This is a genomic window from Sphaerisporangium sp. NPDC005288 (genome assembly GCF_040607475.1).
GTDB classification, from domain to species: domain Bacteria; phylum Actinomycetota; class Actinomycetes; order Streptosporangiales; family Streptosporangiaceae; genus Sphaerisporangium; species Sphaerisporangium rhizosphaerae.
In genome coordinates, this window is sequence record NZ_JBEXGT010000001.1 from 1 (window position 1) to 21,494 (window position 21,494).

The window sequence follows — 21,494 nt, forward strand, 5'->3', positions numbered from 1 at the left end:
CCCCAACCCCCCGGGGGGGGGGGCCCCCCGGGGGGGGGGCCGGGGGGGGGGGGGGGGGGGCCCCCCCCCCCCCCACCCCCGCGGTCATCCGGTGGTGGCGAGCGGAATCCAGACCCGCATCGGGCCCTCGGTCCGGTTGCCCCACAGGAAGTACGGCACCGCCGTGAGCGTGAGCGGGGTGTTCGGCCGCTCCCGCGAGGCACCGGAGGTGTAGAGCGGGTCGTGCGCGTCGGCGAGCACGCCGCGTGCGCTGAGCACGACCGGGGCGCCGGGAAGGTCGTCCCGGTCGGCCGCCGTGATGGGCGCGGCGGGGTCCAGCCGCACGTCCTCCAGGACGACGCCGGGTGGCAGGTCAGCCTGCTCCAGGCAGTACACCAGGGGCCCGCGCGCCAGGGTGACGCACCCGCGCACCGCGTCGACCCTCGGATGCGCGCTCACCTGCCGCACGGGCATGTCCAGGTCGAGGACGACCTTCGTTCCCGGCGTCCACACGCGGGTGAGCCGCACGTAGCCGTCGGGTGACGGCGCCCGCACCGTCTCGTCGCCGATGCTCACCGAGTACGCCTCGCACCAGGACGGCACGCGGAGCGCGAGCGTCCAGGGCCCGCTCTGCCCTGCCTCGCCTCCCACCGTCAGCTCGACCCGGCCCTGCCATGGATAGTCGGTGCGCATCGAAAGCCGGACCGGTCGCCCCGCCACGGCGGCGGTGAGGGTGGCCTCGCCGTACAGGTGGACCTGCAGTCCCCCTTCGTCGGCGGTCGCCAGGTATCCGGGCAGCGAGGCCATGAGCCGCGCGATGTTGGGCGGGCAGCAGGCGCACGAGTACCAGGGCAGGCGGCGGGCGGCCTCCTCCTCGCCGGAGCCGACGTGCCCGGTGCGCAGGTGCAGGGGGTTGGAGTAGAAGAAGCGCCTGCCGTCGGCCGACACCGCGGCGGCGACCGCGTTGTACACCGCCCGCTCCATCTCGTCGGCGTAGCGCGCGCGGCCGGTCGCGAGCAGCAGCCGCCAGTTCCACTGGAAGCTCGCGATGGCCGCGCAGGTCTCGGCGTACGCCCGGTCGGGCGGCAGCTCGTACGGGTCGCCGTACGCCTCGTCCCGGTGGCGCGAACCGTGCGCGCCGGTGACGTAGGTCCGCGTGTGGAAGGCGTCGACCCACAGCCGCTCTGCCGCGTCCAGCAGCGGCAGGTCGCCGGTCTCCACCGCCACGTCGACCATGCCGGCCAGCAGGTACAGCTGGCGCACGGCGTGCCCGGCGACCTCGCGCACCTCGCGTACCGGCTGGTGGTCCTGGTGGTAGCGGGGGCCGAACCGGCCACGGCCGAGCAGGCCGTGCCCGCGCAGGTCGAGGAACCGCCGCGCCAGATCCAGGTACGGCCGGTGGCCGGTCAGCCGGTAGAGCTCGGCGAGGGCGGTCTCGATCTCGGGATGACCGCACACCTCCTCCACCCCGTCCGGCCCGAACCGCTCGACCAGCAGGTCGGCGAAGCGGCGGGCGACGGACAGCAGGACGGGGTGGGCGCCGACGCGGCCGCCGGCGACGGCCGCCTGGATGAGGTGGCCCGCGCAGTACAGTTCGTGGGCCCAGTCGGGCCTGCGCCACCGCTCCTCGGGAGCGGCCACCGTGAAGTAGGAGTTCAGGTACCCGTCGGGCTGCTGGGCCCGGGCCAGCAGTGCCACGGTGTCCTCGACGAACGCCTCCAGAGAGGCGTCACCGGGGGAGGTCCCCAGTTCCCACAGGGCGGCCTCCAGCGTCTTGTGGACGTCGGAATCGGCGAACCACATGCCCGTGAAGGGCTGCTCGCCCTCTCCCGCGGCGGCCTGGAGGTTGCCGATGTTGCCGCTGCCGCGCAGGTTGTCCACACAGTGCGGCAGCGTGTCCTCGGCGTTGCGCCGCCGCCAACCGCCCAGCAGTCCCTCGGGGTGCAGCCGGACCTGGTCCACGCCGAGCGGCCGAAGTGCGGCGATGGCCTCCGGCCCGGGGACGGCCGGCCCCGCGGGACCGCCAAGGCCGGACGGGGCCGGTTCCGCGGTCCTGTCCATGCCGGGGCCGGTCTGCGTGTCTGACAGCTTCTGCTCGGTCATTCCGGTCTTTCGTGTGGGGATGCGGAGGTCTCTCGCGCGGCCGCGGGGGCTTCGTCCCCCGGCGAGCGGGCCGTTCGGACCGCCTGGGCCGGTCGCCGGGAACAACCGCAGGTAAGGAGGACAGAACGGGGGGCACAGCCGATGAGGAAACCTAGGAAAACGATTGCCGTCACGTTACCAACGCCGCCGGGGAGGGTCAACAGTACGTTTCACCGCGGTTACATGGGCGTGCAGGGACGCGACAAGTCGCGCTATACAGTGGACAGGGCAACGACCACCGAAAGCGGAGGGAAACGTGGGGAGACTGGAGCGTCACGCCACCATCACCGACGTCGCGGCGCTGGCCGGCGTGTCGGTGGGCACGGCCTCCAAGGCCCTCAACGGGCGCGGATCGCTACGCGAAGAGACCCGCAGGCGCGTCCGGGAAGCGGCCCGGCAGCTCAATTTCGAGGCGAACGCCGGCGCGCGCAACCTGCACTCGGGCCGCACCTACACGGTGGGCATGATCACGACCGACACGATCGGCCGGTTCAGCATCCCCGTCCTGATGGGCGCGGAGGACGCGCTGGGCGCCGGAGAGATGTCGATCTTCCTTTGCGACGGCCGGGGCGACCCGATCCGCGAGCAGTACTACGTCAAGACCCTGCTCAGCCGGCGGGTCGACGGCATCATCGTGACCGGCCGGCGCACCGAGGCACGGGCCCCCATCGGCGTCGGCCTCCCGGTGCCCGTCGTCTACGCCTTCATCAGCTCGGCCGACCCCGACGACTGCTCGGTGGTCCCCGACGAGGCGGGCGGCGCCCGCAAGGCGATCGACCATCTGCTGGCCATAGGGCGTGGCCGCATCGCGCACATCACCGGCCCCGACCACCACAACTCCGCCCGGGTGCGCGCCGCGGCGACGACGCGGCGACTGGCCGAAGAAGGGCTTTCCCTGGTCGCGCCGCCGCTGTTCGGCGGATGGAGCGAGGCGTGGGGAGGGCAGGCCGCCGGCATCCTTCTGGGGAGCGGGACGGAGTTCGACGCCGTCTTCTGCGGCAGCGACCAGATCGCGCGCGGGGTCGGCGACGCCCTGAGGGCCGCGGGGCGCCGCATCCCCGACGACGTCGCGCTCGTCGGGTTCGACAACTGGGACGTCATGATCGAAGGCGCCAAACCCCCGCTGACCAGCGTCGACATGAACCTCCAAGGGCTCGGCCGATCGGCCGCCGAACGGCTCCTCGCCGCCATCAACGGCTCCCCCTCCCCCGGCGTCCACGCCCTTCCCTGCCACCTGGTGGTGCGCGAATCGACAACGGTGCCCCTGCGATCCCCTCAGGCGTCACCGCCCGGCCCGGCGGGTTGAGCGACCGGCCGGCCTGCCCGCGACGAACGCGGTCATCGCGGTGCCGGGGCCGAGGGTCGAGTGGGCTGGGGGTGGGGACCGAAGGCGGTGAGGAAGCGGTCGCGGAAGGCGTCCATCCGCCAGACCGGGGCCGTGGGGCCGGGCCTCAGGCCGTCCTGCCAGCCCCAGCCGGAGACCCGGTCCAGGACGGCCCGGTCGCGGGCGACGATGGTGATCGGCACGTCGCGGCTCGCGTTCTCGCCGGTGACGATCGGGGCGGGCTGGTGGTCGCCGAGGAAGACGAGCACGAGATCGTCGTCGCCATAGGTCTCCACGTAGGAGATGAGGGCGCTCAGCGTGTACTCGATGGAGCGCCGGTACTCGGTGCGCACGCGGGTGGCGTCGCGCCACACGGCGTCCGGCGACTCCCCGGCGGCGGCCATGGGACCGAAGACCGAGCCGTCACCGACGGCGTTCCAGTCGGTGAGGCTGGGGATGGGCGCCCAGGGGGCGTGGCTGGAGACCAGGGGCATCTCCACCATCATCGGGGCGTGGCCCGGCTTCGCGCGTTCGAGCCGCTGGAAGGCCGACAGGGTGTACTGGTCGGGCATGGTGCCCCAGTTAAAGCCGGGGCCGCGATACCCGAGGTTGTGGGAGTCGTACACGCGGTCGTAGCCGTAGAACGCCCCTTCCGGCCAGGCCTTGGTGTTGCCCGGCATGACGGCGACCGTCCGCCAGCCCGCGCGCCGGAACAGGCTTGGCATGGTCAGGCGGTCGCCGGCGACGAGGTCGCCGTGGCGCTGCTGGTTGTTCACCCACAGCCCCGAGAGCAGCGTGGCGTGGGCGAGCCAGCTGCCGCCGCCGTACGTCGGTGAGGTGAGGAAGGCGCTGCGGGAGGCGAACCCGTCCGCGCGCAGCCGGCGGCTCCCCGCGTCGAGGACCGCGTCGACCTGCGGCGCGAACTCCGGGTCCTCGACGGCGTCGCGGCCGTAGCTCTCGATGAAGGAGAAGACGACGTCCTTGCCACGCAGCGCGGTCAGCAGATCCCGGCCGGGGGTGTCGCGGAAGGCGTCGACGGCGGCCTGTGCGGCGAACACCCGCTGGTCGCGCAGACCGGCGCCGATCTGCTGTACATGGTCGTGGACGAGGGCGGCCGCGGGCGCCTCTGGGGTGATCTGCACCCCGAACAGGGAGCAGACGAGCCAGGCGGCCCCGAGCGTCCCGGCGGCGCCGGTCGCCGGGGTGCGGTGCCGGGCCACGACCCGGGCCAGGCGCATGACCGACAGCGTGACGAGGACGAGCACGCCCGCGATGAGGACGGCGACCGCGACGACGGCGGCGACCGCGCCGGCCCCGCCGAACGACGCCGTGAGGAAGTCCACGGCGTTCCCGAGGAAGGCCCAGTCGAGCAGCAGGTCGAAGGGCCGTTGGAGGGTCGCGTAGAAGCCCAGGTCGGCGAACTTCACGATCGTCACCAGGGCGAGGGCCACTCCGGCGAGGGCCGCCGCCACCCGTCTGGGCTTCGGCGGCAGGACGAGCACGAGGGCGACGCCGAGGAGTCCTTCCAGCGGGACGCGGGCGAAGGCCCACGGGGTGAGGTGACCGATCTGGTCGGGGGCGTTGAGGGCGAACAGCACGAGCAGGAAGGCCAAGGCGGTGGTCACCGGCCCGGCGACCGGGTGCCTCCGGGGACGGCCGGCGGGTCCGGCCGCGCCGGCATCGCCTGAGTCGTCCTCCGAAGCGTCCTTCGAGTCGTTCTCCAAGGCGTCCTTCGAGGCGTTCTCCGGAGCATCCTTCGGGACGTCTTTCGAAGCATCCTTCGAGGCGTTCTCCAAGGGGTCCTTCGAGATGTCCTTCAAGGGGTCCTTCGAGACGTCCTCCACGACGTCCTCGGGGGCATCCTTCGCGGGCGTCCCTCTCTGGGACGACCGGCGAAAGCGGATGATGGACGACAATCCGCAGGTCCTTCCATGCCGAGCCCGGTGACGCCGGTCACCGTCGCGGTGCCGGGCGATGCCGCCGGCCCGGGCCGGCGGCATCGTGTACGTATACGGCCCGGGGCCGCCGATGGTTCAGGCGGAACCGACCAGGCTCGGCTCGTCCACCACCGCCTCGCGGGCGATCTCACCCGCCGTGCCCTTGGCCTCGCGGCGTGCCCGCCATCGGCCGAGGTGCCGGTCGTGGTGGGCGGCGGGCCTCGGCTCCCACCTCGATCGCGACCGGCCGGTGTACCGGCTCCGCCACAGCCACCGGACGTCCCGGCCGAACGACCACACCAGCGACGCCAGTGCCAGCCCGGCCAGGCCGGTGGCGACGGGAGGCGGGGCCACCCCGGCGCTCACGATGACCAGGATGATCCCCTGCAGCGCGGCCACGGCCTTGCGGGCGAAGCTCGGTCGCAAAGGCGCCCGCAGCCAGGGCGCCACCCAGGCCGCCGCGACGAAGACGTACCGCATGGCGCCAATCGCGAGCACCCACGCGCCGGTGGACCCGGCCACGTGGACGCTGAGCACCAGGATGAGGAAGGCGTCGGTCTCCATGTCGAAACGCGCCCCGAGCTCGGACACCGTCCCGGTGCGCCGCGCCACGTACCCGTCCACCCCGTCGAGGATCAGTGCGACGGCGGCGAGCGCGACCAGCGAGGCGACCGGCACGTCTCCGCCGGTCAGGCCGGTCGTCACCATCGCCGTGACGCCTCCGGCCAGCTCGGCGCGGGCCAGGGTGACCAGGCCGGCCGGTCCCAGCGAGTGGATCCCGGATCGGCGCATGGAGCGGGTGAGGACGGCCGACAGGATCACGGCACTTGCGACGCCGGCCAGGCAGCCCGCCGGGCTCAGGCCCGCGTCGGCCCAGAGCACGGCCAGCAGGACGACCTGCGTCACCACCCCGGCGGCCGGCCCGCGGACCGGCACCTCCGTCACGCGCCAATCCAGTGTGGTCAACTACGCCTCCCGCTCCATGACCCCGGATACGGGGCGTCCAATAGCATTCGCTGACCCGCTCCGACTAGGAGCGACTCCCCTGCGATGTAGTACGGCGAGGAGGCCGATGCGGCTCAATTCAGATGCTTTCTGGCTCAGATCTCCCGGTGAAGGGGAGATCCGCCCGGTATCGGTGCCGCGCCCCGGTGCCGGTGAGGTGCTGGTTCGCACGCTCTATTCCGGCGTGAGCCGGGGCACGGAGAGCCTCGTCTTCCGCGGCGGTGTGCCCGAGAGCCAGCACCGGCTGATGCGGGCGCCGTTCCAGGAGGGCGATTTCCCCGGGCCGGTCAAGTACGGCTACCTCAACGTGGGAGTGGTCGAGGAGGGGCCACCGGCCTTGCGGGGCCGTACCGTCTTCTGCCTTTATCCACACCAAACCCGCTATGTCGTCCCGGCCGACGCGGTGACCGTGGTGCCGGAGGAGGTGCCGCCGGCGCGGGCGGTGCTGGCCGGCACGGTGGAGACCGCGGTGAACGCGCTGTGGGACGCGGCGCCGCTCATCGGCGACCGGGTCGCCGTCGTCGGAGCGGGCATGGTCGGCTGCTCCGTGGCCGGACTGCTCGCCGGGTTCCCCGGCGTGCAGGTGCAGCTGGTCGATGTGGACCCGGCGCGGGCCGCCGTCGCCGAGGCGCTCGGCGTCCGCTTCGTGACCCCCGAGCAGGCCGCCGAGGGATGCGACATCGTGGTGCACGCCAGCGCGACCGAGGCGGGTCTCGCGCGGTCGTTGCAGCTCGTCGCGGCCGAGGGCACGGTGATCGAGCTGAGCTGGTACGGCGACCGGCGGGTCGGCGTGCAGCTCGGCGAGGCCTTCCACTCCGGGCGCCTGACCATCCGCGGCAGCCAGGTGGGGTCCATCTCCCCCGCGCGGCGTTCCCGGCGGACCTACGCCGACCGGCTGTCGCTGGCTCTGCGTTTCCTCGCCGACCCCGCGTACGACGCGTTGGTCACCGGCGAATGCGCCTTCACGGACCTGCCCGAGGTGATGGCCCGCATCGCTAGTGGCAATCTGCCCGGATTGTGCCATCGAGTCGTGTATGGTCCGGCCGAGGACTGACGGGTAGCCGACCTCCTGGAGGATGAACTCATTGTTCAGTGTCACCGTTCGCGACCACATGATGGTCGCGCACAGCTTCCACGGCGAGGTCTTCGGCCCGGCTCGGCGGTTGCACGGCGCGACGTTCGTCGTGGACGCGACGTTCCGCCGGGCCGAGCTCGACGGCGACAACATCGTGGTCGACATCGCCCTGGCCACCGAGGAGCTCAAGGCCGTGCTCGGCGAGCTGACCTTCCGCAACCTGGACGACGAGCCGGCCTTCGCCGGGACCAACACCACGACCGAATTTCTCGCCAAGGTCATCGCCGACCGGCTCGCCGACCGGGCGCGCGCGGGCCGGCTGGGCGAGGGGGCGCGCGGGCTGGCCGGGATCACCGTCACCCTGCACGAGTCGCACGTCGCCTGGGCGAGCTACGAGCGCGCGCTTTGAGCTCGCCCGTCGCCGCGTCCACCAGCACGGCAGCGCGCTCGGTGCACGTCTTCCTCCCCGGTGACGTGGACGACGCGACCGTGCCCAGCGGCGGCAACACCTATGACCGGCGCGTGTGCCACGGCCTGACCGCCGAGGGCTGGCGGGTCCATGAGGTCGCCGTCGGCGGCGACTGGCCCTCACCCGGCGCGGACGCCCGGACGGAGCTGGGACGGGCGCTCGCCGCGCTCGCCGACGGCGCCGTGGTGCTGATGGACGGGCTGGTGGCGTGCGGCGTCCCCGAGGTCGTCATCCCGCAGGCGCGCCGGTTGCGCCTGGCGGTGCTGGTCCACCTGCCGCTGGCCGCCGAGACCGGCATCGCGCCCGCGGCGGCCGGGGAGCTCGACGCGGGCGAGCGGACGACGCTGCGCGCGGCCACCGCGGTGGTGGCGACCAGCCCGTGGGCCGGGCGCACACTGATCCGCCACCACGGCCTCGACCCGCATCGGGTCCACGTCGCCCCGCCCGGCGCCGACCCCGCGCCGCTCGCGCCCGGCACCGACGGCGCGTCCCGGCTCCTCTGTGTGGCCGCGCTCACCCCGCGCAAGGGACAGGACCTGCTCCTGCGGGCTCTCGGGACGCTGACCGGCCTGCCGTGGAGCTGCGACCTCGTCGGGACCCTGAACCGCCGGCCCGAGTACGTCACGCACCTCCGGGAGCTGATCGCCTCGCTCGGCCTCGAGGATCGGGTACGGCTCGCCGGCCCGCGCACCGGCGAGGCGCTCGCCGCGAGCTATGCCGCCGCCGACCTGGTGGTGCTGGCCTCGCGCGGCGAGACCTACGGCATGGTGGTGACCGAGGCGCTGGCCCGCGGGATCCCCGTCCTGGCGACCGCCGTGGACGCGGTGCCGGAGACCCTGGGCCACGCCCCCGACGGCGGCGTCCCGGGGGTGCTGACGCCCCCGGAGGACCCGGCGGCGCTCGCGGACGCGCTGCGCCGCTGGCTCGGCGCGCCCGCGCTGAGACAACGGATCAAGAGGGCGGCTCGTGACAGACGTGACGTGCTCGACAGGTGGGACGTGACCTCACGACGCCTGGCGGAGGTGCTGGAACGGCTCCGGCGACAGCCCCTGACGGCCGCATGAACGCGCCCCGGTACAGCCCGCGATGGCTGGCACTGCGTGAGGAGGCCGATGCCTCCGCCCGCGCGACCGGCCTGCTCGACCCGCTGCGCGCCTGGCTGGCGGACTCGAGCACGCACGCGGGCTCCGCTACGAGCGCGGACTCAAGTACGAACGCGGACTCGAGCACGAACGCGGACTCGAGCACGAACGCGGACTCGAGCACGAACGCGGACTCGAGCACGAACGCGGACTCGGGCTCCGGCGCGGGCGCGGGCTCCGGCGCGGGCGCGGGCTCGCCGGCCGGCCCGCTGGTCGTCCGTGATCTGGGCTGCGGGACCGGCGCCATGGGGCGCTGGCTGGCCCCCCGGCTGCCCGGCCCGCAGCACTGGATCCTGCACGACCGCGACCCCGCCCTGCTCGCACTCGCCACCGGTGGCGTCAGCGGCCCGGCCTGCGACGGCGGCCCGGTCACGGTGGAGGCCGAGCGGGGTGACCTCACCCGGCTCCGCGCCGGCGAGCTCGCCGGCACCTCCCTGGTGACCGCCTCCGCGTTGCTTGACCTGCTCACCGCCGACGAGGTGGACGGCCTCGCCGAAGCCTGCACCGAAGCTCGGCGCCCCGCGTTGCTGACGCTGTCCGTGGTGGGCCGGGTCGAACTGGACCCGGCCGACCCGCTCGACGCCGACATCGCCGCCGCCTTCAACGCCCACCAGCGCCGGGTCACCGGCGGCCGCCGCCTGCTCGGCCCTGACGCCTCCGCCGTCGCCACGGCGGCCTTCGCGCGACGGGGCGCCACGGTGCTCAGCCGGCCCAGTCCATGGCGGCTCGGCCCCGACCAGCGGGCGCTGACCGCGGAATGGTTGCGCGGCTGGGTCGGCGCCGCCTGTGAGCAGCGGCCGGACCTCGCGGCCGAGGGTCAGGCCTATCTCGCGCGCAGGCTCGATGAGTGCGCGGCCGGCAGGTTGCGCGTCGTGGTCGGGCACGACGACCTGCTCGCGCTCCCGGTACCCGCGAACGGTGAACTCCCTTGATGAGACGGATGTGGCCCTGGCTGCGCATGATCATCGCGGTGGTCATCCTGCTCGTGCTGGTGTGGCGGCTCGGCACCGGCGCGTTCGCCGACGGGCTCCGGCTCATCGACGGCCCGGCGGTGCTGGCCGCACTGACGATCGGACTGCTCACCACCGTGTTCAGCGTCTGGCGGTGGCGCCTGCTGGCGCATCGGCTCGGCCTGCCGTTGCCGGTGCTCACGGCCGTCGCGGACTACTACCGGGCGCTGTTCCTCAACGCGGTGCTCCCGGCCGGTGTGCTCGGCGACGCGCACCGCGCGCTCCGTCATGGCCGGTACGCCGGCGACGTCGGCCGCGGCGTCCGCGCCGTGGTGCTGGAGCGGACCGCCGGCCAGGTGGTCCTGATCGGCGCCGGCGTGACCGCGCTGCTGGTGGAGCCCTCGCTGGCCGCGACGATGGCCCACGCCATCCTGCCCGGTCTCGGGGTCACGGCCGCCCTTCTCGGCGCGCTCGCCGTCGTCGGGGGGCTCGCGGCATGGGCCTGGCGCAGGAGGGACATTCCGCGATGGCGCCGCGCGGCCACGACCGCCCTGTCGGACGCGCGCCGCGGCCTGCTGGCCCGGGACGCCTGGCCAGGAGTGCTGGGACTGTCCGCCCTGATACTGCTCGGGTACGTCGCGATGTTCGTCGTCGCGGCGCGCACCGCGGGCTCGGCCGCGCCGATCGGACGGCTCCTCCCCCTGGCCCTTCTGGCGCTGCTCGTGATGGCCCTGCCGGTCAACGTCGGCGGCTTCGGGCCGCGCGAGGCGTTCTCCGCTCTGGCGTTCGGCACCGTCGGGCTCGGCGCCCAACAGGGGCTCACCACCGCGGTGGTATACGGGGTGCTCGCCTTCGTCGCGAGCCTGCCGGGCGCCGTGGTGCTGCTGCTGCGTCGCGGCACCGGATCGGCCGGCCGCCCGCCGGCCGGGCAGGCGCCGGAGCTAGGCGCCGAGGACTGCGAGGTAGTCGCCGAACGACTCGACCAGGCTCGCGAGAACGGCCTTTCCCTTGCCCGCCGAAGCCAATGACGGCCTGCCGATGACCCCCGACTCCGTGTACGCCGCCATGCCGAGGGTGAGCAGATGCTGACGATCGTCCGCCAGCCGGTCGCCGGTTTCATAACCGGGCCTGACCAGCCGCGGATGAGCGTGCAGCAGGATGGAGGTCTCCAGCTCCCCCGCGTGCATGTCGCTCCAGGCGGAGGTCTCCAAACCCGCCGCGGCCCACGCCGCCTCCCAGTCGGCGGCGCCCGGGAACACCGCCATCCGCTGCCCGGACCCGGCGGCCTCCTGGACGACGTTGCCCAGCACGTAGTTTCCGCCATGGCCGTTGACCAGCACCAGCCTGGTGATGCCCGACCGCTGGAGCGAGCCCGCCATGTCGCGGACCACGGCGTACAGCGTCGCGGCGGAGATGCTGACCGTTCCCGGCCAGGCGGCGTTCTCGTGCTCGTGGGAACAGGAGACGGTGACCGGCGGCAGGAGCAGCACCGGATGGGCGGCCGCGAGCTCACCGGCGATCGTGCACGCGACGATCGTGTCGGTGGCCAGTGGGAGATAGGGCCCATGCTGCTCGAAGCTGCCGATGGGCAGCAGCGCCACCTCGGCGCCCCGATCCCGTATCTCGGTGGTGGTGGCCAGCGGCAGAAGGTACGCGGAGTCGTCCATAGGCCGCCAGCCTGCGCCACCGATCGCGATCTCACAACAGCCGGAGCCGCCGAATGTCGGCCGTCGAGAAACGAGGAGAGAGAAATGCCTGACCTCAGCATCTCGGGCGAGGACGTCGCCGAGGCCGATCTGGTGACCCGCCGGGGCACCTTCCGCTCGGTCGCGTTCCGGGACCCGCTCGACGGGCACGAACATCTCGCCCTGGTTTTCGGCGAGACGAGGATGCGGGAGAACGTCCTGGTCCGGGTGCATTCGGAATGCGTGACGGGCGACATCTTCGACGCGATGCGGTGCGAGTGCGGCGACCAGCTCAACGCCGCGCTCGACGCGATCGTCCAGGCCGGAAGCGGGGTCCTTGTGTACCTGCGCGGGCACGAGGGCCGCGGCATCGGCCTGGTCGCCAAGGTGCGCACCCACGTCTTGCAGGACGACGACGGCCTGGACACCGTCGACTCGGCCACCGCGCTGGACCTGCCGGTCGACACCCGCGACTTCGGCGCCGCGGCCCGGGTGCTGAAGTACCTGCAGGTCCGGTCGATCCGGTTGATGTCCAACAACTCCGACAAGATCCACGCGCTCGAGTCACACGGCATCGAGGTGTCCGCCCGCGTGCCGCTCCTCATGCAGGTGAACGACCACAACCTGCGCTACCTGATAGCCAAACGCGATCGGCTCGGACACCACCTGCCGCACCTCGACGCGTTCCCGCACGGCCGGCTCGGCACCGCCGGTGCCTGACATGACCGACCACCTCGAACTGCTGCCCATCGCCAGGGAGGCCGTGGCGACGGCGCACCGGATCATCCGGTCCCGGATGCCGCTCTCGGTCATGGCGAAGGGCGAGCGCGACATGGTGACCGACGTCGACCTCGCCGTCGAGGACGCGGTGCGCGGCTTCCTGGCGCGCGAGACCCCGGAGATCGGGATCGTCGGCGAAGAACGCGGACGTACCGGCTCTGACGGTGACGCACTGTGGTGGGCCCTCGACCCGGTGGACGGCACGGCGAACTTCGCCCGTGGCATCCCGCTGTGCGCGGTGTCCCTGGCCCTCGTCAAGGGCGAGAACAGCGTGCTGGCCGCGATCGACCTGCCGTTCCTCGGCGTCCGCTACACCGCCGCCGCCGGCCACGGGGCGTACATGGGAGACGAGCGCATCCGCGCCTCGGAGACGCGGGACCTGTCCGAGGCGATGATCTCGATCGGCGACTTCGCCGTCGGCCCGGACGCGGAGCCGAAGAACCGCCTCCGGGTGGCGCTGCTCGCGCAGCTCGGCGGGCAGGCGCAGCGGATCCGGATGATCGGCACCGCGGCCATCGACCTGGCGTGGGTGGCCCAGGGGAAACTCGACGCGACCATCATCCTGGCCAACCAGCCCTGGGACACGATGGCGGGCGTCCTCCTCGTCCGCGAGGCCGGCGGCCTGGTGCTCGACCAGGACGACACCCCCCACACCGCCGCTTCAGCCACCACCATCGCCCTATCCCCCGGCCTCCGCGAACCCATCATGACCACCCTCCGCCACGCCCACACCGCCACCCAGCGATAGACGAGACCGCCCCCGCACTTGCCCCTGATCGCGCTCCATCCTCGATCGAACAACCTCGATCGCCATCACCCTGAGCAACGTTATGTTGACGCAGTGCTTACCGCCTATATAGACGAGACCCTGCGGCGCCGCCCGGACGATGACAGCATCTATGCGATGGCCGCCGTGATCATGGATTCCGCCGACCATGACGACATCCGGACGACCCTCGAATCCCTCCGTCTGAGCAAACGCCACCGTCTGCACTGGCGCGACGAGTCCCCGCCGCACCGGCTTCATATCGCCGAGACGGTGGCCAAGCTCCCCTTGCAAAGCATCGTGACCGTACGCATCCACGACAAGAACGTCCGGCATGAGCGCGCGAGGCGACTCTGTATGGAACATCTGCTCTACGAACTCGACACGGCGGGCGTCGCAACGGTCCCTGGAGAGCCGCTACACCGACGACCGGCTCGACCGGAGCCTCCTCACCAGCCTGCGCCGGTCGCGTCGCGTTTCGCTGACCATGAGAGTGAGCTGGGAGTCACCCAGCGACGAGCCGTTGCTCTGGGCGGCGGACGCCGTCGTGGGGGCCACGACCTGGTGGCTAGACGGAGAGCCACGATACTTTGACGCCCTCGCCGATCAGATCCGCGTGATCTGCCTGGAGTGACCTGACAGCGCGAAGGCCGGGCACCCGATATCCCTCGGTAGTCCCCGCCTCACTTCCGCACTCCCAGAGGCGCGGCTGACCTCAATATGACTCACCTCGCGTGATGAGGCAAGCGCGCTGAGCCACAGCGCGACGTCCTCGGCGGCGACTTCGAACCCGAGCGCGGCGTAGGCCTCGCGACTGCTATACGACAAGGGCCGCGGCGGGTGATCGCCCATAGCGATGTCTCGTACCTTGATCGGGTGTTTTGTTAGGGTTCCTCAATGCCTGCTCAGCGTGCCCTGCTGCCGCGGTCGACGCCGGCCGCGGCGGGGGTGTCGTCCCGCGGGGTCGCCGCGCTGCTGGATCGGCTCGACGAGCGATCCGTCGAGTGTCACTCGATCATGGTCGTGCGCCATGGTCTTGTCGTCGCCGAAGGCTGGTGGGCGCCGTACTCAGCGGAACGTCCGCACCTGCTCTACTCGCTGACCAAGTCGTTCACCTCGATCGCTGTGGGGCTCGCGATCGGCGACGGGCTGCTCTCGCTGGACGACCGGGTGGTGGACGTGCTGCCCGACCACGTTCCGGCCGGCATCTCGGAACAGGGACGCCGCCTCACCGTTCACCACCTGCTGTCCATGACGACCGGGCGCCGCACGGACAGCCTTGCCGAGGCATGGCGACTCGAACCGGGCGACCTGGTGAAGGGCTTCCTGCGCGTGCCGTTTCCCGAGCCCGAGGGAACGGGGCACGCCTACGACAATGCGACCACCTTCGTCCTGGCCCGGATGGTGGAACGGGTCACCGGCCGCGACCTGCCGGAACTGCTCGACGAGCGCCTCTTCACCCCGATGGGCATCGACCACGCCGAATGGGACCGGGTGGCGAGCGGCGCCGCCTTCGGCTTCCACGGACTGCACCTCACCACCGAGGCCGTCGCCGCCTTCGGGGAACTGCTGCTGCGCGGAGGCCTCTGGGGCGACCGGCGGCTCGTCTCCCGCGAATGGGTGGAACTCGCGACCAGACGGCACATCGACACCCTTCCCGCTGAGGACGGATCGGGGGACGCCGACTACCTGCGCGGCTACGGCTACCAGTTCTGGAGGTCGCGTCACGGGTACCACGGTGACGGTTCCTTCGGCCAGTTGTGCGTGGTCGTCCCGTCCCACGACCTCGTGGTCGCCGTGACCGGCGCCAACAGGCAGGCGCAGACGGTTCTCGACGCGGTATGGGAGTGCCTGCTGCCCGGCATGGACCAGGCGGGCGGCACTAGGGACGACGAGATCCTCGCCGATCGGCTGCGGCGGCTGTCGCTCGCGCCGGTACCGGGTTCGGCCGCGCCGGAGCGTTCCGTCAAGGCGAGCATCGACGCCGCCGCCGAGGGTTCGGCTCTGCCCGACGGGACCACGGTGATCGTCGATCCCGTGGACGGTGGGTGGCTCGTGCGATTCGGGTCGTCACTCGACATCGAGGTCGGCCACGGCGAATGGCGGGAGAGTTCACCGCTCGGCCGCCCCGTCGTCGCGGCCGGCGCCTGGCAGGGCACCACGTTCGTCGCCGACCTCTACGTCATCACGACCCCGCACCGCGTGCGGCTGGTGGTCGACGCCGACGCGGCGACAGCGGTGGCCACGTGGAACATCGTGCCCCTGACCACCCCCAGCCTGGCGTCCCACCTGCGATCACCACTGATGACCCGGCCCGACGTCGCGTAGGCGAGGTCAGCCGGACTCGCAGGCGCCGGCCGCGTGATGTCTCGCCACTCGGCGTCGGTCACGTCCATGCCCCCACGTCGCGCAGTCGTACGCCAGTCCGCCGCCTCGGTTCAGAAGAGGCGGGTGAGGGTGACGTCTTCTCCGACGATCTTCTGGGCGAGGAGGAGTTCCACCTCGGAGGCGTCCGCGGGGCTGGGGCCGACGATCACGTCGGCCGCCGCGAACAGGGAGTGCAGCCCGTCCGCGCCCTCCCTGCTGATGCAGGGCACGCCCGCCGGCTCGGCGTCGGTGTAGACCACCTTGGCGATCGACCGGCCGCCGGAGTCCTCGAACCCGTGGGCCACCGCCCACCCGTGGTCGGCGGACGTGCCCATGTCCAGCGCCGAGTTGCCGAGGAAGGTCACCCTGAGCTGCGGCGCCACCCAGCGCCCGGCGTCGCGCAGGTAGCCGGACGGCGACAGATAGGCCCAAGGATCGCCGAGAAAGGCGTCCACCATGAGGCGCCGGGCGTGGACGAACTCCTGGTAGCCGTCCAGGATTCCGGTCACCCAGTCGGCGAGGCCGGGCTGCACGCGGTCGGTGGACGCGCGGAACGACGCGAGGGAACGCTCGTCGCGGTCCAATGACTCGCGCAGGGCATCGAGGGTGGGCGGCTGCCCGGTCAACTCGTCCCACCGGGCGAACGCGCGGGTCGTGTCCCCGTCCCCGAAGAACGCGCGGGGGCCGGTCGCGTGCATCGCCTTGGTGAGCAGCGCGAACCGGATCAGAGGATCGGCCTGGTCCTGCGCCGCGACCGGGTCGCCCAGCAGCACCCAGCCGGTGAACATCGCCATGAGATCGGACATCGGGGACGCACCGGCGTAGGCGAAGGCGTTGCCCAGGTATCGCAGGGCCACACCGTACCGGTTGCCGGCCGCCGTCATGAGGGCGAGGAAGCGCTCCGCGACGTCCGGCCCGAGGGAGTCGGACGCGTCCTGCGCCTGGACGAGGAACGCCGAGGCCTCCTTCAGGTGCGCCGCCGTGAAGCCGCTCCCCGCCAGAGGAGTCTCGACGAGCCGGGCGCGGTACCCCTCGCACACGGTGATGAGATGCGCCAGGCTGGTCGCATCCGTCGGCATGACGTTCGTCTTCGTGTAGATGGAGTAGTCGGGCTTGTCGGGCAGATACGGCAGATCCATCGGTAACCGGAGCGGCACTCCCATGTCGGCGAGCATGGCCGCCCAGTCCTCGCGCTCACCCGGTGCCATGCGGCACCACGTGGTGATCGGCACGGGCAAGGCGTCCGCGCGGTCCCAGATGCCGTTCTCGCGCAGGTTGACGAGTAGCTGGATCACGTTCAGGCCCAGTACCACGCGCGTGCGCATGTGCCGTGCCCCTGCCGGAGACAGCAGGAAGTCATGGAAGTGCCGCATCTCGTGGGAGAGCACGGACGTGCTCGCGACGGCGTCCAGGAAGGCCCGATCGTCCAGCTCGGACAACCGCCCCGGCACGTCGGGCCCGAGCGCGTAACGCCGCAACCGGTCCCACCTTTCGGCCGAACCCGCCGTGAGCGCGATGCCGGGGAATCGCGGGTCGAAGTCGCCGAAGACCGTGCTCACGGCTCGACCATGCCGGTCACCAGCCGGAACGCCGCCTTGATCTCCTCCTGGGTCAGGTCGCTCTTCGCCTCGATCGTCACCTTGCGCAGGGGTCCCTCGAAGACCAGTTTCTGCGTCTTGCCCGACCGCATGCGCTCCCACAGCCGGGTGATGATCGGCCCCTCGATGAACAGCGCCGAGACCAGAGCGACGATCGACTCCACCGTGCCCAGGTCCAGGGCCAGTCGGCCCGGGTCGGCCACGGGCGCCCGGTCGACCACGGTCTCCCCCGCACCGGTCAGCTCTTCGGCCAGAAACGACGCGGTCTCCTCATCGGCCAGAATCCGAACCCTGCGCTTCGACCCGCTCATGCCCACCATCCATTAGTCGTGTCGCTGGAGTATCGCGCCCGCACACCCGCGCGGTCACGCGGGAGCGTGAATGGCATACACGTGTTTCCGACCCGTAACCTTGTAGGCAGAGGCTCTTGGGCTACGTTGGCTTCCACACAGGGAGACCGGCGTGCCGATGCGCCGGGTGCGGAAGACCGGGAGGCCGGCGATCAGCGGGGACGAGGCGACGATCACCTCGGCCGACATCGCGCGGATGGCGGGTGTCGGCCGGGCGGCCGTGAGCAACTGGCGGCGGCGGTACGAGGACTTTCCCGAGCCGGTCGGCGGGACGGCGACCAGTCCGACCTTCTCCCTCAAAGCCGTCGAGGCGTGGCTGCTCGGCCAGGGCAAGGTCGAGGAACTGCCACTGCGCGAGCGGGTCTGGCAGCACATCAGGATGGCGGCCGACGATCTGCGCCTCGGAGAGGTGGTCGCGGAGGCGACCGAACTGCTGCACGGTCAGGGAAAGGCGCGGCTGGTCCCCCGGCCGGCCTGGAAACTGATCAAGCAGTACGCCGAGGAGCAGGGCGCCGCGGAGGTGGTCCGGTTTCTGGTCGACCGCTTCGCCGACGTCCAGTCGCGGCGACTGGCCGAGACGCCCGCCGAGGTGGCTGCTTTCATGGCCGAGCTGACCGGCCCTGACGTCAGGACGGTCCTGGACCCGGCCTGCGGACTGGGGACGCTCCTGGCCGTGACGACCCAGGCGGAGCGGGCGCACGGGCAGGAGTACGAAGAGGCGCTCGCGCGGCTGGCGCAGGCGCGCCTGGCCCTGTCCGAGGTGGACGGCAGCGTGAAGACCGGTGACTCTCTTCGCCAGGACGCCTGGCCGGGCCTCGTCGTGGACGCGGTGGTGTGCCATCCGCCGTTCAACGAGCGCAACTGGGGCTACGAGGAGCTGGCGAGCGACCCGCGCTGGGAGTACGGCCTGCCGCCCAAGTCGGAGTCCGAACTGGCCTGGGTGCAGCACGCGCTGGCGCATCTGCGGCCCGGGGGCGTGGCGGTGCTGCTCATGCCGGAGATCGCCGCGAACCGGCGATCCGGTCGCCGGATCCGCAGCAACCTGCTTCGCCGCGGCGCCCTGCGGGCGGTGATCGGCCTCCCGCCGAAGATCGCACCCGGCACCGGCCTGCCCGTGCACGTCTGGGTGCTGCGCAAGCCCGCCGGCGATGACCGCACGCCGTCGCGTGTGCTGATGGCGATGGCCGAGCCGGCCACGTTCGGCGCGACAGCGGACCGGTGGCGGGAGTTCTGCAGCGATCCCGATCTGGCTGTCGACGTGCCCGGCGAGAGCCGTACCGTCCCGATCATCGACCTGGTCGACGAGGACGTCGACATCAGCCCGGCCCGGCACGTCGGCGTGGCGGACGGGGAGCCGGGCGACTATCTCGCGATCCGGGCCGATTTCCTGGGCCGGCTGGAACGCCTCGCGGCGCTGGTGCCCGAGGCGGTTCCCGGCCACGCGCGCGAGATGCCGATGGTCGCGCTGTCCGAGCTCGAACGCACCGGCGCCCTTTCCATCCTCCAGTCCGGCCGCTACGACGCCGAAGGCGCCGGTCATCTGGTGCTCGAAGGCGGCCAGGTCTTCACCGGCGGGCAGCCGATGACGCGCGCGCACCCGGAGGACAGGGTCCTGATCAAGCCGGGTGACGTGGTGGTCGCGACCCGCGACCGGGAGATCGCGACCAGGGTGGCAGAGGTGCCGGGGCTCCTCCTCGGCCCGCGTCTCACGCTGCTGAGACCCCACCCTGATCGCCTGGATCCCTATTTCCTCGCCGGGTTCATCCGCACGTTGTCGGCCGGCGGCGGTGCCACGCAGTCAGGCGTCAGCCGCTTCGACCCCCGTCGCGCCCACATCCCCCGGCTCCCCCTCGACGACCAGCACCGATACGGCCACCTCTGGCGCGACCTGTTCCTCTTCGAGGCCGAGCTGCGTGCGACCGGCGAACACGGTTTCATGACGGCGTCCTCTCTCGCCATGGGCCTCATCACTGGAACGCTGAATCCTCCGTGAGCTCAGCATCGTCATGTGGTCACGTACGGAGAACTCCGGTTCCGAGATGGCCGGATGTGGTCGGTCTCAATCGGCACGACTCTGACCGCAGTGGATCCCGGCCGCCAGATGGCGGCCGGGATCATGTTGCCAACCGATCACTATGCCTTGTTGCGCGAGCCGCTCAGCAGCTGATGTCTACCGCGTCGACGATGTTGTTGTAGGCGGAGGGGAGATTGCCCGCCGTCCAGGGAAATATGGTGCCCATGTAGGTCCAGGTACCGGTCCAGTTGTACAGGTCAAGGTAGCTCGCACTGTTGTTGTCGACAGACGTGAGACGATCGTTGATCACAGGGTTGAACTGGCTCGTGCTGCCGAAGTTCCACCAGCCACAACCGGGCGCCCGCCACAAGAACGCGGCGCCGTTCGAGCCGTCGTAGTAGCTGGAGCGATACTTGGGGCTGCCATAGGCGCCACCGGCGAGGGATGCGATTCCTGCCTTGGGGGCGCCCCCCTGCTCGCTCGTCGCTCCTCCCGAGTTGGTGAGCTCGATGCGCACTCGATGCGCGGGAGGCGCGGGGAGATCGGCCGACGAGTCCGCCCGCGCCGTAGTGGGACCGGGGCCGATCACCGTCGGACCAGGGCCGATGTCGGTGCTGGAGTCGGCCATCGCCTGGCTCGGGCCGGTGGCGGCCACGATCACGGTGACGATGCCGGCCAGCAGTCCGGCCATGATTTTTGATCTGGACATGTCTCTCCTCTGTATCTGTGGCTGTATCGCTCGGCGGGGGAGAAGTGCGCGCGAGAGTTTCGCGAATCCCGTTGCCTGACCAAGGCCACTGATGCGATGTCGTGAGCACCGCTCGGCGCCTGAACGGTGACCGCTGTCCTGGACAGGATGACGACCACGGCTTGACGCGGACTTGCCACGACCGCTGCTCATCCCGGCGGCTCGCCGCGAGCGGGATCAGGCGCCCAGAGCGTGAGAGCGTGAAGGCGCGAGGTGGAGGGAGTCGTCCCCGCGGATCATCCGGTCGTGCAGGTCCTGGAGTTCTCTCGTCGGATCGAGGCCCAGTTCCCGCCCGAACCGCCGGCGGGCCGTCCGGTACGCCGCCAGCGCGTCCGGCTGACGGCCGTCGCGGTACAACGCGAGCAGGTACGCCCGGATCAGTGCCTCCCTGAAAGGATGGCGCCGCACCAGGTCGGCGAGCTCCGGGAGGAGCTCGCGATGCCGGCCGCACTCCAGTTCGGCGTCGACCCACGACTCGGTCGCCGACAACCGAAGCTCCTCAAGGCCGGTGCCCACCCGGTCCCGCAGCCGGTCCGTAGCGGCATCGGCGAGCAACGGCCCACGCCAGTACGACAGCGCGCCCCTCAGCAGCCGAGACCGCTCTTTGGGGCCCGCCGCACGACGGGACCGTCCCACCAGGTCATGGAATCGATGGACGTCCACCGCGTTGAAGTGGGTCTCGGCCAGGTATCCGTCACCCCGGCGCAGCAGCCGGAACCCCCGGGAGCCGGCCCGGTCGGGATCGAGCGTCCCCCGGAGCCTGGCGACGTGACTGTGCAGGCTCCCCCGGGCCTGGTCCGGCGGCTCGCCGTCCCAGAGCAGTTCCAGCAGCCGGTCCACCGGCACGACCCGCCCCGTTTCCAGCAGCAACAGGCCCAGCAGGCAGCGTTGGGCGCGTCGGCGCAGAGTGATCGGGCCGTCGTCGTCCCACACCTCGACCGGACCCAGTAATCGGAAGTACCAACCCCCGTGATGCATGATCTCCCTCTCTCGTCCGTGTCCGAAGCACGTCCCCGTGACCATGAGGCCCCCTTCGAGAACGGGCCGGTGAAGCCCCCGAACGCCGGCGTCCTGGTCGCGGGCTCGGGAGCACCATGGAGAGCCGGGCCCGGCGAGACGGACCTGGCCCATCTCGCTGCCCTCTACGCCGGCGGAGGGCCGGC

Annotated in this window: 19 protein-coding genes; 11 read left to right on the forward strand and 8 right to left on the reverse strand. The window is 71.8% G+C overall.

Annotated elements, in window-relative coordinates; all coding sequences use genetic code 11:
* Positions 1 to 84 precede the first annotated feature (84 nt).
* Positions 85 to 2,082: a beta-L-arabinofuranosidase domain-containing protein gene (locus ABZU32_RS00005; protein WP_354914914.1), complete on the reverse strand. Its 1,998-nt coding sequence runs from the start codon at positions 2,080 to 2,082 to the stop codon at positions 85 to 87.
* 295 nt (positions 2,083 to 2,377) lie between these two features.
* Here ABZU32_RS00005 and ABZU32_RS00010 point away from each other — a divergent pair, with 295 nt between their 5' ends.
* Complete coding sequence (locus tag ABZU32_RS00010) at positions 2,378 to 3,427, forward strand: LacI family DNA-binding transcriptional regulator (RefSeq protein WP_354914917.1); 1,050 nt, start codon at positions 2,378 to 2,380, stop codon at positions 3,425 to 3,427.
* 32 nt (positions 3,428 to 3,459) lie between these two features.
* Here the strand turns inward: ABZU32_RS00010 and ABZU32_RS00015 are convergent, their stop codons facing one another.
* Both ABZU32_RS00015 and ABZU32_RS00020 read right to left on the reverse strand, forming a co-directional pair.
* The gene (locus tag ABZU32_RS00015) at positions 3,460 to 5,070 is read right to left on the reverse strand and encodes a sulfatase-like hydrolase/transferase (RefSeq protein WP_354914920.1); all 1,611 of its coding nucleotides are present in this window, start codon (positions 5,068 to 5,070) and stop codon (positions 3,460 to 3,462) included.
* A gap of 408 nt (positions 5,071 to 5,478) precedes the next feature.
* Positions 5,479 to 6,348 carry a CDP-alcohol phosphatidyltransferase family protein gene (locus ABZU32_RS00020; protein ID WP_354914923.1) on the reverse strand — a complete coding sequence of 290 codons (870 nt, stop codon included), beginning with the start codon at positions 6,346 to 6,348 and terminating at the stop codon, positions 5,479 to 5,481.
* 106 nt (positions 6,349 to 6,454) lie between these two features.
* On the opposite strand from ABZU32_RS00020, the gene ABZU32_RS00025 reads away from it, so the two are divergent.
* Genes ABZU32_RS00025 through ABZU32_RS00045 form a run of 5 tightly spaced genes read left to right on the forward strand, consistent with a single transcriptional unit; the run spans position 6,455 to position 11,051 of the window.
* Entirely contained in the window at positions 6,455 to 7,441 is a 987-nt protein-coding gene (locus ABZU32_RS00025) for a zinc-binding alcohol dehydrogenase (protein WP_354914926.1), read from the forward strand.
* Positions 7,442 to 7,472: 31 nt separating this feature from the next.
* A complete protein-coding gene (locus tag ABZU32_RS00030; protein ID WP_354914929.1) occupies positions 7,473 to 7,871 on the forward strand; it encodes a 6-carboxytetrahydropterin synthase in 399 nt (132 codons plus the stop codon).
* Complete coding sequence (locus tag ABZU32_RS00035) at positions 7,868 to 8,995, forward strand: glycosyltransferase family 4 protein (RefSeq protein ID WP_354914932.1); 1,128 nt, start codon at positions 7,868 to 7,870, stop codon at positions 8,993 to 8,995. The genes ABZU32_RS00030 and ABZU32_RS00035 overlap by 4 nt, the downstream gene beginning before the upstream one ends.
* A complete protein-coding gene (locus ABZU32_RS00040; RefSeq protein ID WP_354914934.1) occupies positions 8,992 to 10,005 on the forward strand; it encodes a class I SAM-dependent methyltransferase in 1,014 nt (337 codons plus the stop codon). The genes ABZU32_RS00035 and ABZU32_RS00040 overlap by 4 nt, the downstream gene beginning before the upstream one ends.
* Positions 10,005 to 11,051 carry a lysylphosphatidylglycerol synthase transmembrane domain-containing protein gene (locus ABZU32_RS00045; RefSeq protein ID WP_354914937.1) on the forward strand — a complete coding sequence of 349 codons (1,047 nt, stop codon included), beginning with the start codon at positions 10,005 to 10,007 and terminating at the stop codon, positions 11,049 to 11,051. The genes ABZU32_RS00040 and ABZU32_RS00045 overlap by 1 nt, the downstream gene beginning before the upstream one ends.
* On the opposite strand, the gene ABZU32_RS00050 is transcribed toward ABZU32_RS00045, so the two are convergent.
* The gene (locus tag ABZU32_RS00050) at positions 10,965 to 11,690 is read right to left on the reverse strand and encodes a creatininase family protein (protein WP_354914939.1); all 726 of its coding nucleotides are present in this window, start codon (positions 11,688 to 11,690) and stop codon (positions 10,965 to 10,967) included. The two genes, ABZU32_RS00045 and ABZU32_RS00050, sit on opposite strands and share 87 nt — an antisense overlap.
* Before the next feature lie 84 nt (positions 11,691 to 11,774).
* Here ABZU32_RS00050 and ABZU32_RS00055 point away from each other — a divergent pair, with 84 nt between their 5' ends.
* The 4 genes from ABZU32_RS00055 to ABZU32_RS00070 all read left to right on the forward strand — a co-directional run bounded on the left by ABZU32_RS00055 (position 11,775) and on the right by ABZU32_RS00070 (position 15,582).
* On the forward strand, positions 11,775 to 12,428 hold the full coding sequence (locus ABZU32_RS00055) for a GTP cyclohydrolase II (protein WP_354914942.1): 654 nt from the start codon (positions 11,775 to 11,777) through the stop codon (positions 12,426 to 12,428).
* A gap of 1 nt (position 12,429) precedes the next feature.
* Positions 12,430 to 13,236 carry an inositol monophosphatase family protein gene (locus ABZU32_RS00060; protein WP_354914945.1) on the forward strand — a complete coding sequence of 269 codons (807 nt, stop codon included), beginning with the start codon at positions 12,430 to 12,432 and terminating at the stop codon, positions 13,234 to 13,236.
* Positions 13,237 to 13,329: 93 nt separating this feature from the next.
* A complete protein-coding gene (locus ABZU32_RS00065) occupies positions 13,330 to 13,848 on the forward strand; it encodes a hypothetical protein (RefSeq protein ID WP_354914948.1) in 519 nt (172 codons plus the stop codon).
* Between the two features lie 303 nt (positions 13,849 to 14,151).
* A complete protein-coding gene (locus ABZU32_RS00070; RefSeq protein WP_354914950.1) occupies positions 14,152 to 15,582 on the forward strand; it encodes a serine hydrolase in 1,431 nt (476 codons plus the stop codon).
* Positions 15,583 to 15,692: 110 nt separating this feature from the next.
* Here ABZU32_RS00070 and ABZU32_RS00075 read toward each other — a convergent pair whose 3' ends face one another.
* Together ABZU32_RS00075 and ABZU32_RS00080 are read right to left on the reverse strand one after the other, a co-directional pair.
* A complete protein-coding gene (locus ABZU32_RS00075; protein ID WP_354914953.1) occupies positions 15,693 to 17,180 on the reverse strand; it encodes a hypothetical protein in 1,488 nt (495 codons plus the stop codon).
* On the reverse strand, positions 17,177 to 17,530 hold the full coding sequence (locus ABZU32_RS00080) for a hypothetical protein (RefSeq protein ID WP_354914956.1): 354 nt from the start codon (positions 17,528 to 17,530) through the stop codon (positions 17,177 to 17,179). Before ABZU32_RS00080 ends, ABZU32_RS00075 begins: the two co-directional genes overlap by 4 nt.
* Positions 17,531 to 17,687: 157 nt before the next feature.
* On the opposite strand from ABZU32_RS00080, the gene ABZU32_RS00085 reads away from it, so the two are divergent.
* A complete protein-coding gene (locus ABZU32_RS00085) occupies positions 17,688 to 19,562 on the forward strand; it encodes an N-6 DNA methylase (protein WP_354915823.1) in 1,875 nt (624 codons plus the stop codon).
* A gap of 163 nt (positions 19,563 to 19,725) precedes the next feature.
* Here the strand turns inward: ABZU32_RS00085 and ABZU32_RS00090 are convergent, their stop codons facing one another.
* Both ABZU32_RS00090 and ABZU32_RS00095 read right to left on the reverse strand, forming a co-directional pair.
* Positions 19,726 to 20,292 carry a hypothetical protein gene (locus ABZU32_RS00090; protein WP_354914959.1) on the reverse strand — a complete coding sequence of 189 codons (567 nt, stop codon included), beginning with the start codon at positions 20,290 to 20,292 and terminating at the stop codon, positions 19,726 to 19,728.
* A gap of 216 nt (positions 20,293 to 20,508) precedes the next feature.
* A complete protein-coding gene (locus ABZU32_RS00095; protein ID WP_354914962.1) occupies positions 20,509 to 21,309 on the reverse strand; it encodes an AfsR/SARP family transcriptional regulator in 801 nt (266 codons plus the stop codon).
* Between the last annotated feature and the right edge of the window lie 185 nt (positions 21,310 to 21,494).

Excerpts from the sequence above, each read along its gene's own strand:
- ABZU32_RS00005 (WP_354914914.1), bottom strand. The coding sequence starts at position 2,082 with ATGACCGAGCAGAAGCTGTCAGACACGCAGACCGGCCCCGGCATGGAC.
- ABZU32_RS00025 (WP_354914926.1), top strand. The coding sequence starts at position 6,455 with ATGCGGCTCAATTCAGATGCTTTCTGGCTCAGATCTCCCGGTGAAGGG.
- ABZU32_RS00040 (WP_354914934.1), top strand. The coding sequence starts at position 8,992 with ATGAACGCGCCCCGGTACAGCCCGCGATGGCTGGCACTGCGTGAGGAG.
- ABZU32_RS00045 (WP_354914937.1), top strand. The coding sequence starts at position 10,005 with ATGAGACGGATGTGGCCCTGGCTGCGCATGATCATCGCGGTGGTCATC.
- ABZU32_RS00050 (WP_354914939.1), bottom strand. The coding sequence starts at position 11,690 with ATGGACGACTCCGCGTACCTTCTGCCGCTGGCCACCACCACCGAGATA.
- ABZU32_RS00055 (WP_354914942.1), top strand. The coding sequence starts at position 11,775 with ATGCCTGACCTCAGCATCTCGGGCGAGGACGTCGCCGAGGCCGATCTG.
- ABZU32_RS00060 (WP_354914945.1), top strand. The coding sequence starts at position 12,430 with ATGACCGACCACCTCGAACTGCTGCCCATCGCCAGGGAGGCCGTGGCG.
- ABZU32_RS00070 (WP_354914950.1), top strand. The coding sequence starts at position 14,152 with ATGCCTGCTCAGCGTGCCCTGCTGCCGCGGTCGACGCCGGCCGCGGCG.
- ABZU32_RS00080 (WP_354914956.1), bottom strand. The coding sequence starts at position 17,530 with ATGAGCGGGTCGAAGCGCAGGGTTCGGATTCTGGCCGATGAGGAGACC.
- ABZU32_RS00085 (WP_354915823.1), top strand. The coding sequence starts at position 17,688 with ATGCGCCGGGTGCGGAAGACCGGGAGGCCGGCGATCAGCGGGGACGAG.
- ABZU32_RS00090 (WP_354914959.1), bottom strand. The coding sequence starts at position 20,292 with ATGTCCAGATCAAAAATCATGGCCGGACTGCTGGCCGGCATCGTCACC.
- ABZU32_RS00095 (WP_354914962.1), bottom strand. The coding sequence starts at position 21,309 with ATGCATCACGGGGGTTGGTACTTCCGATTACTGGGTCCGGTCGAGGTG.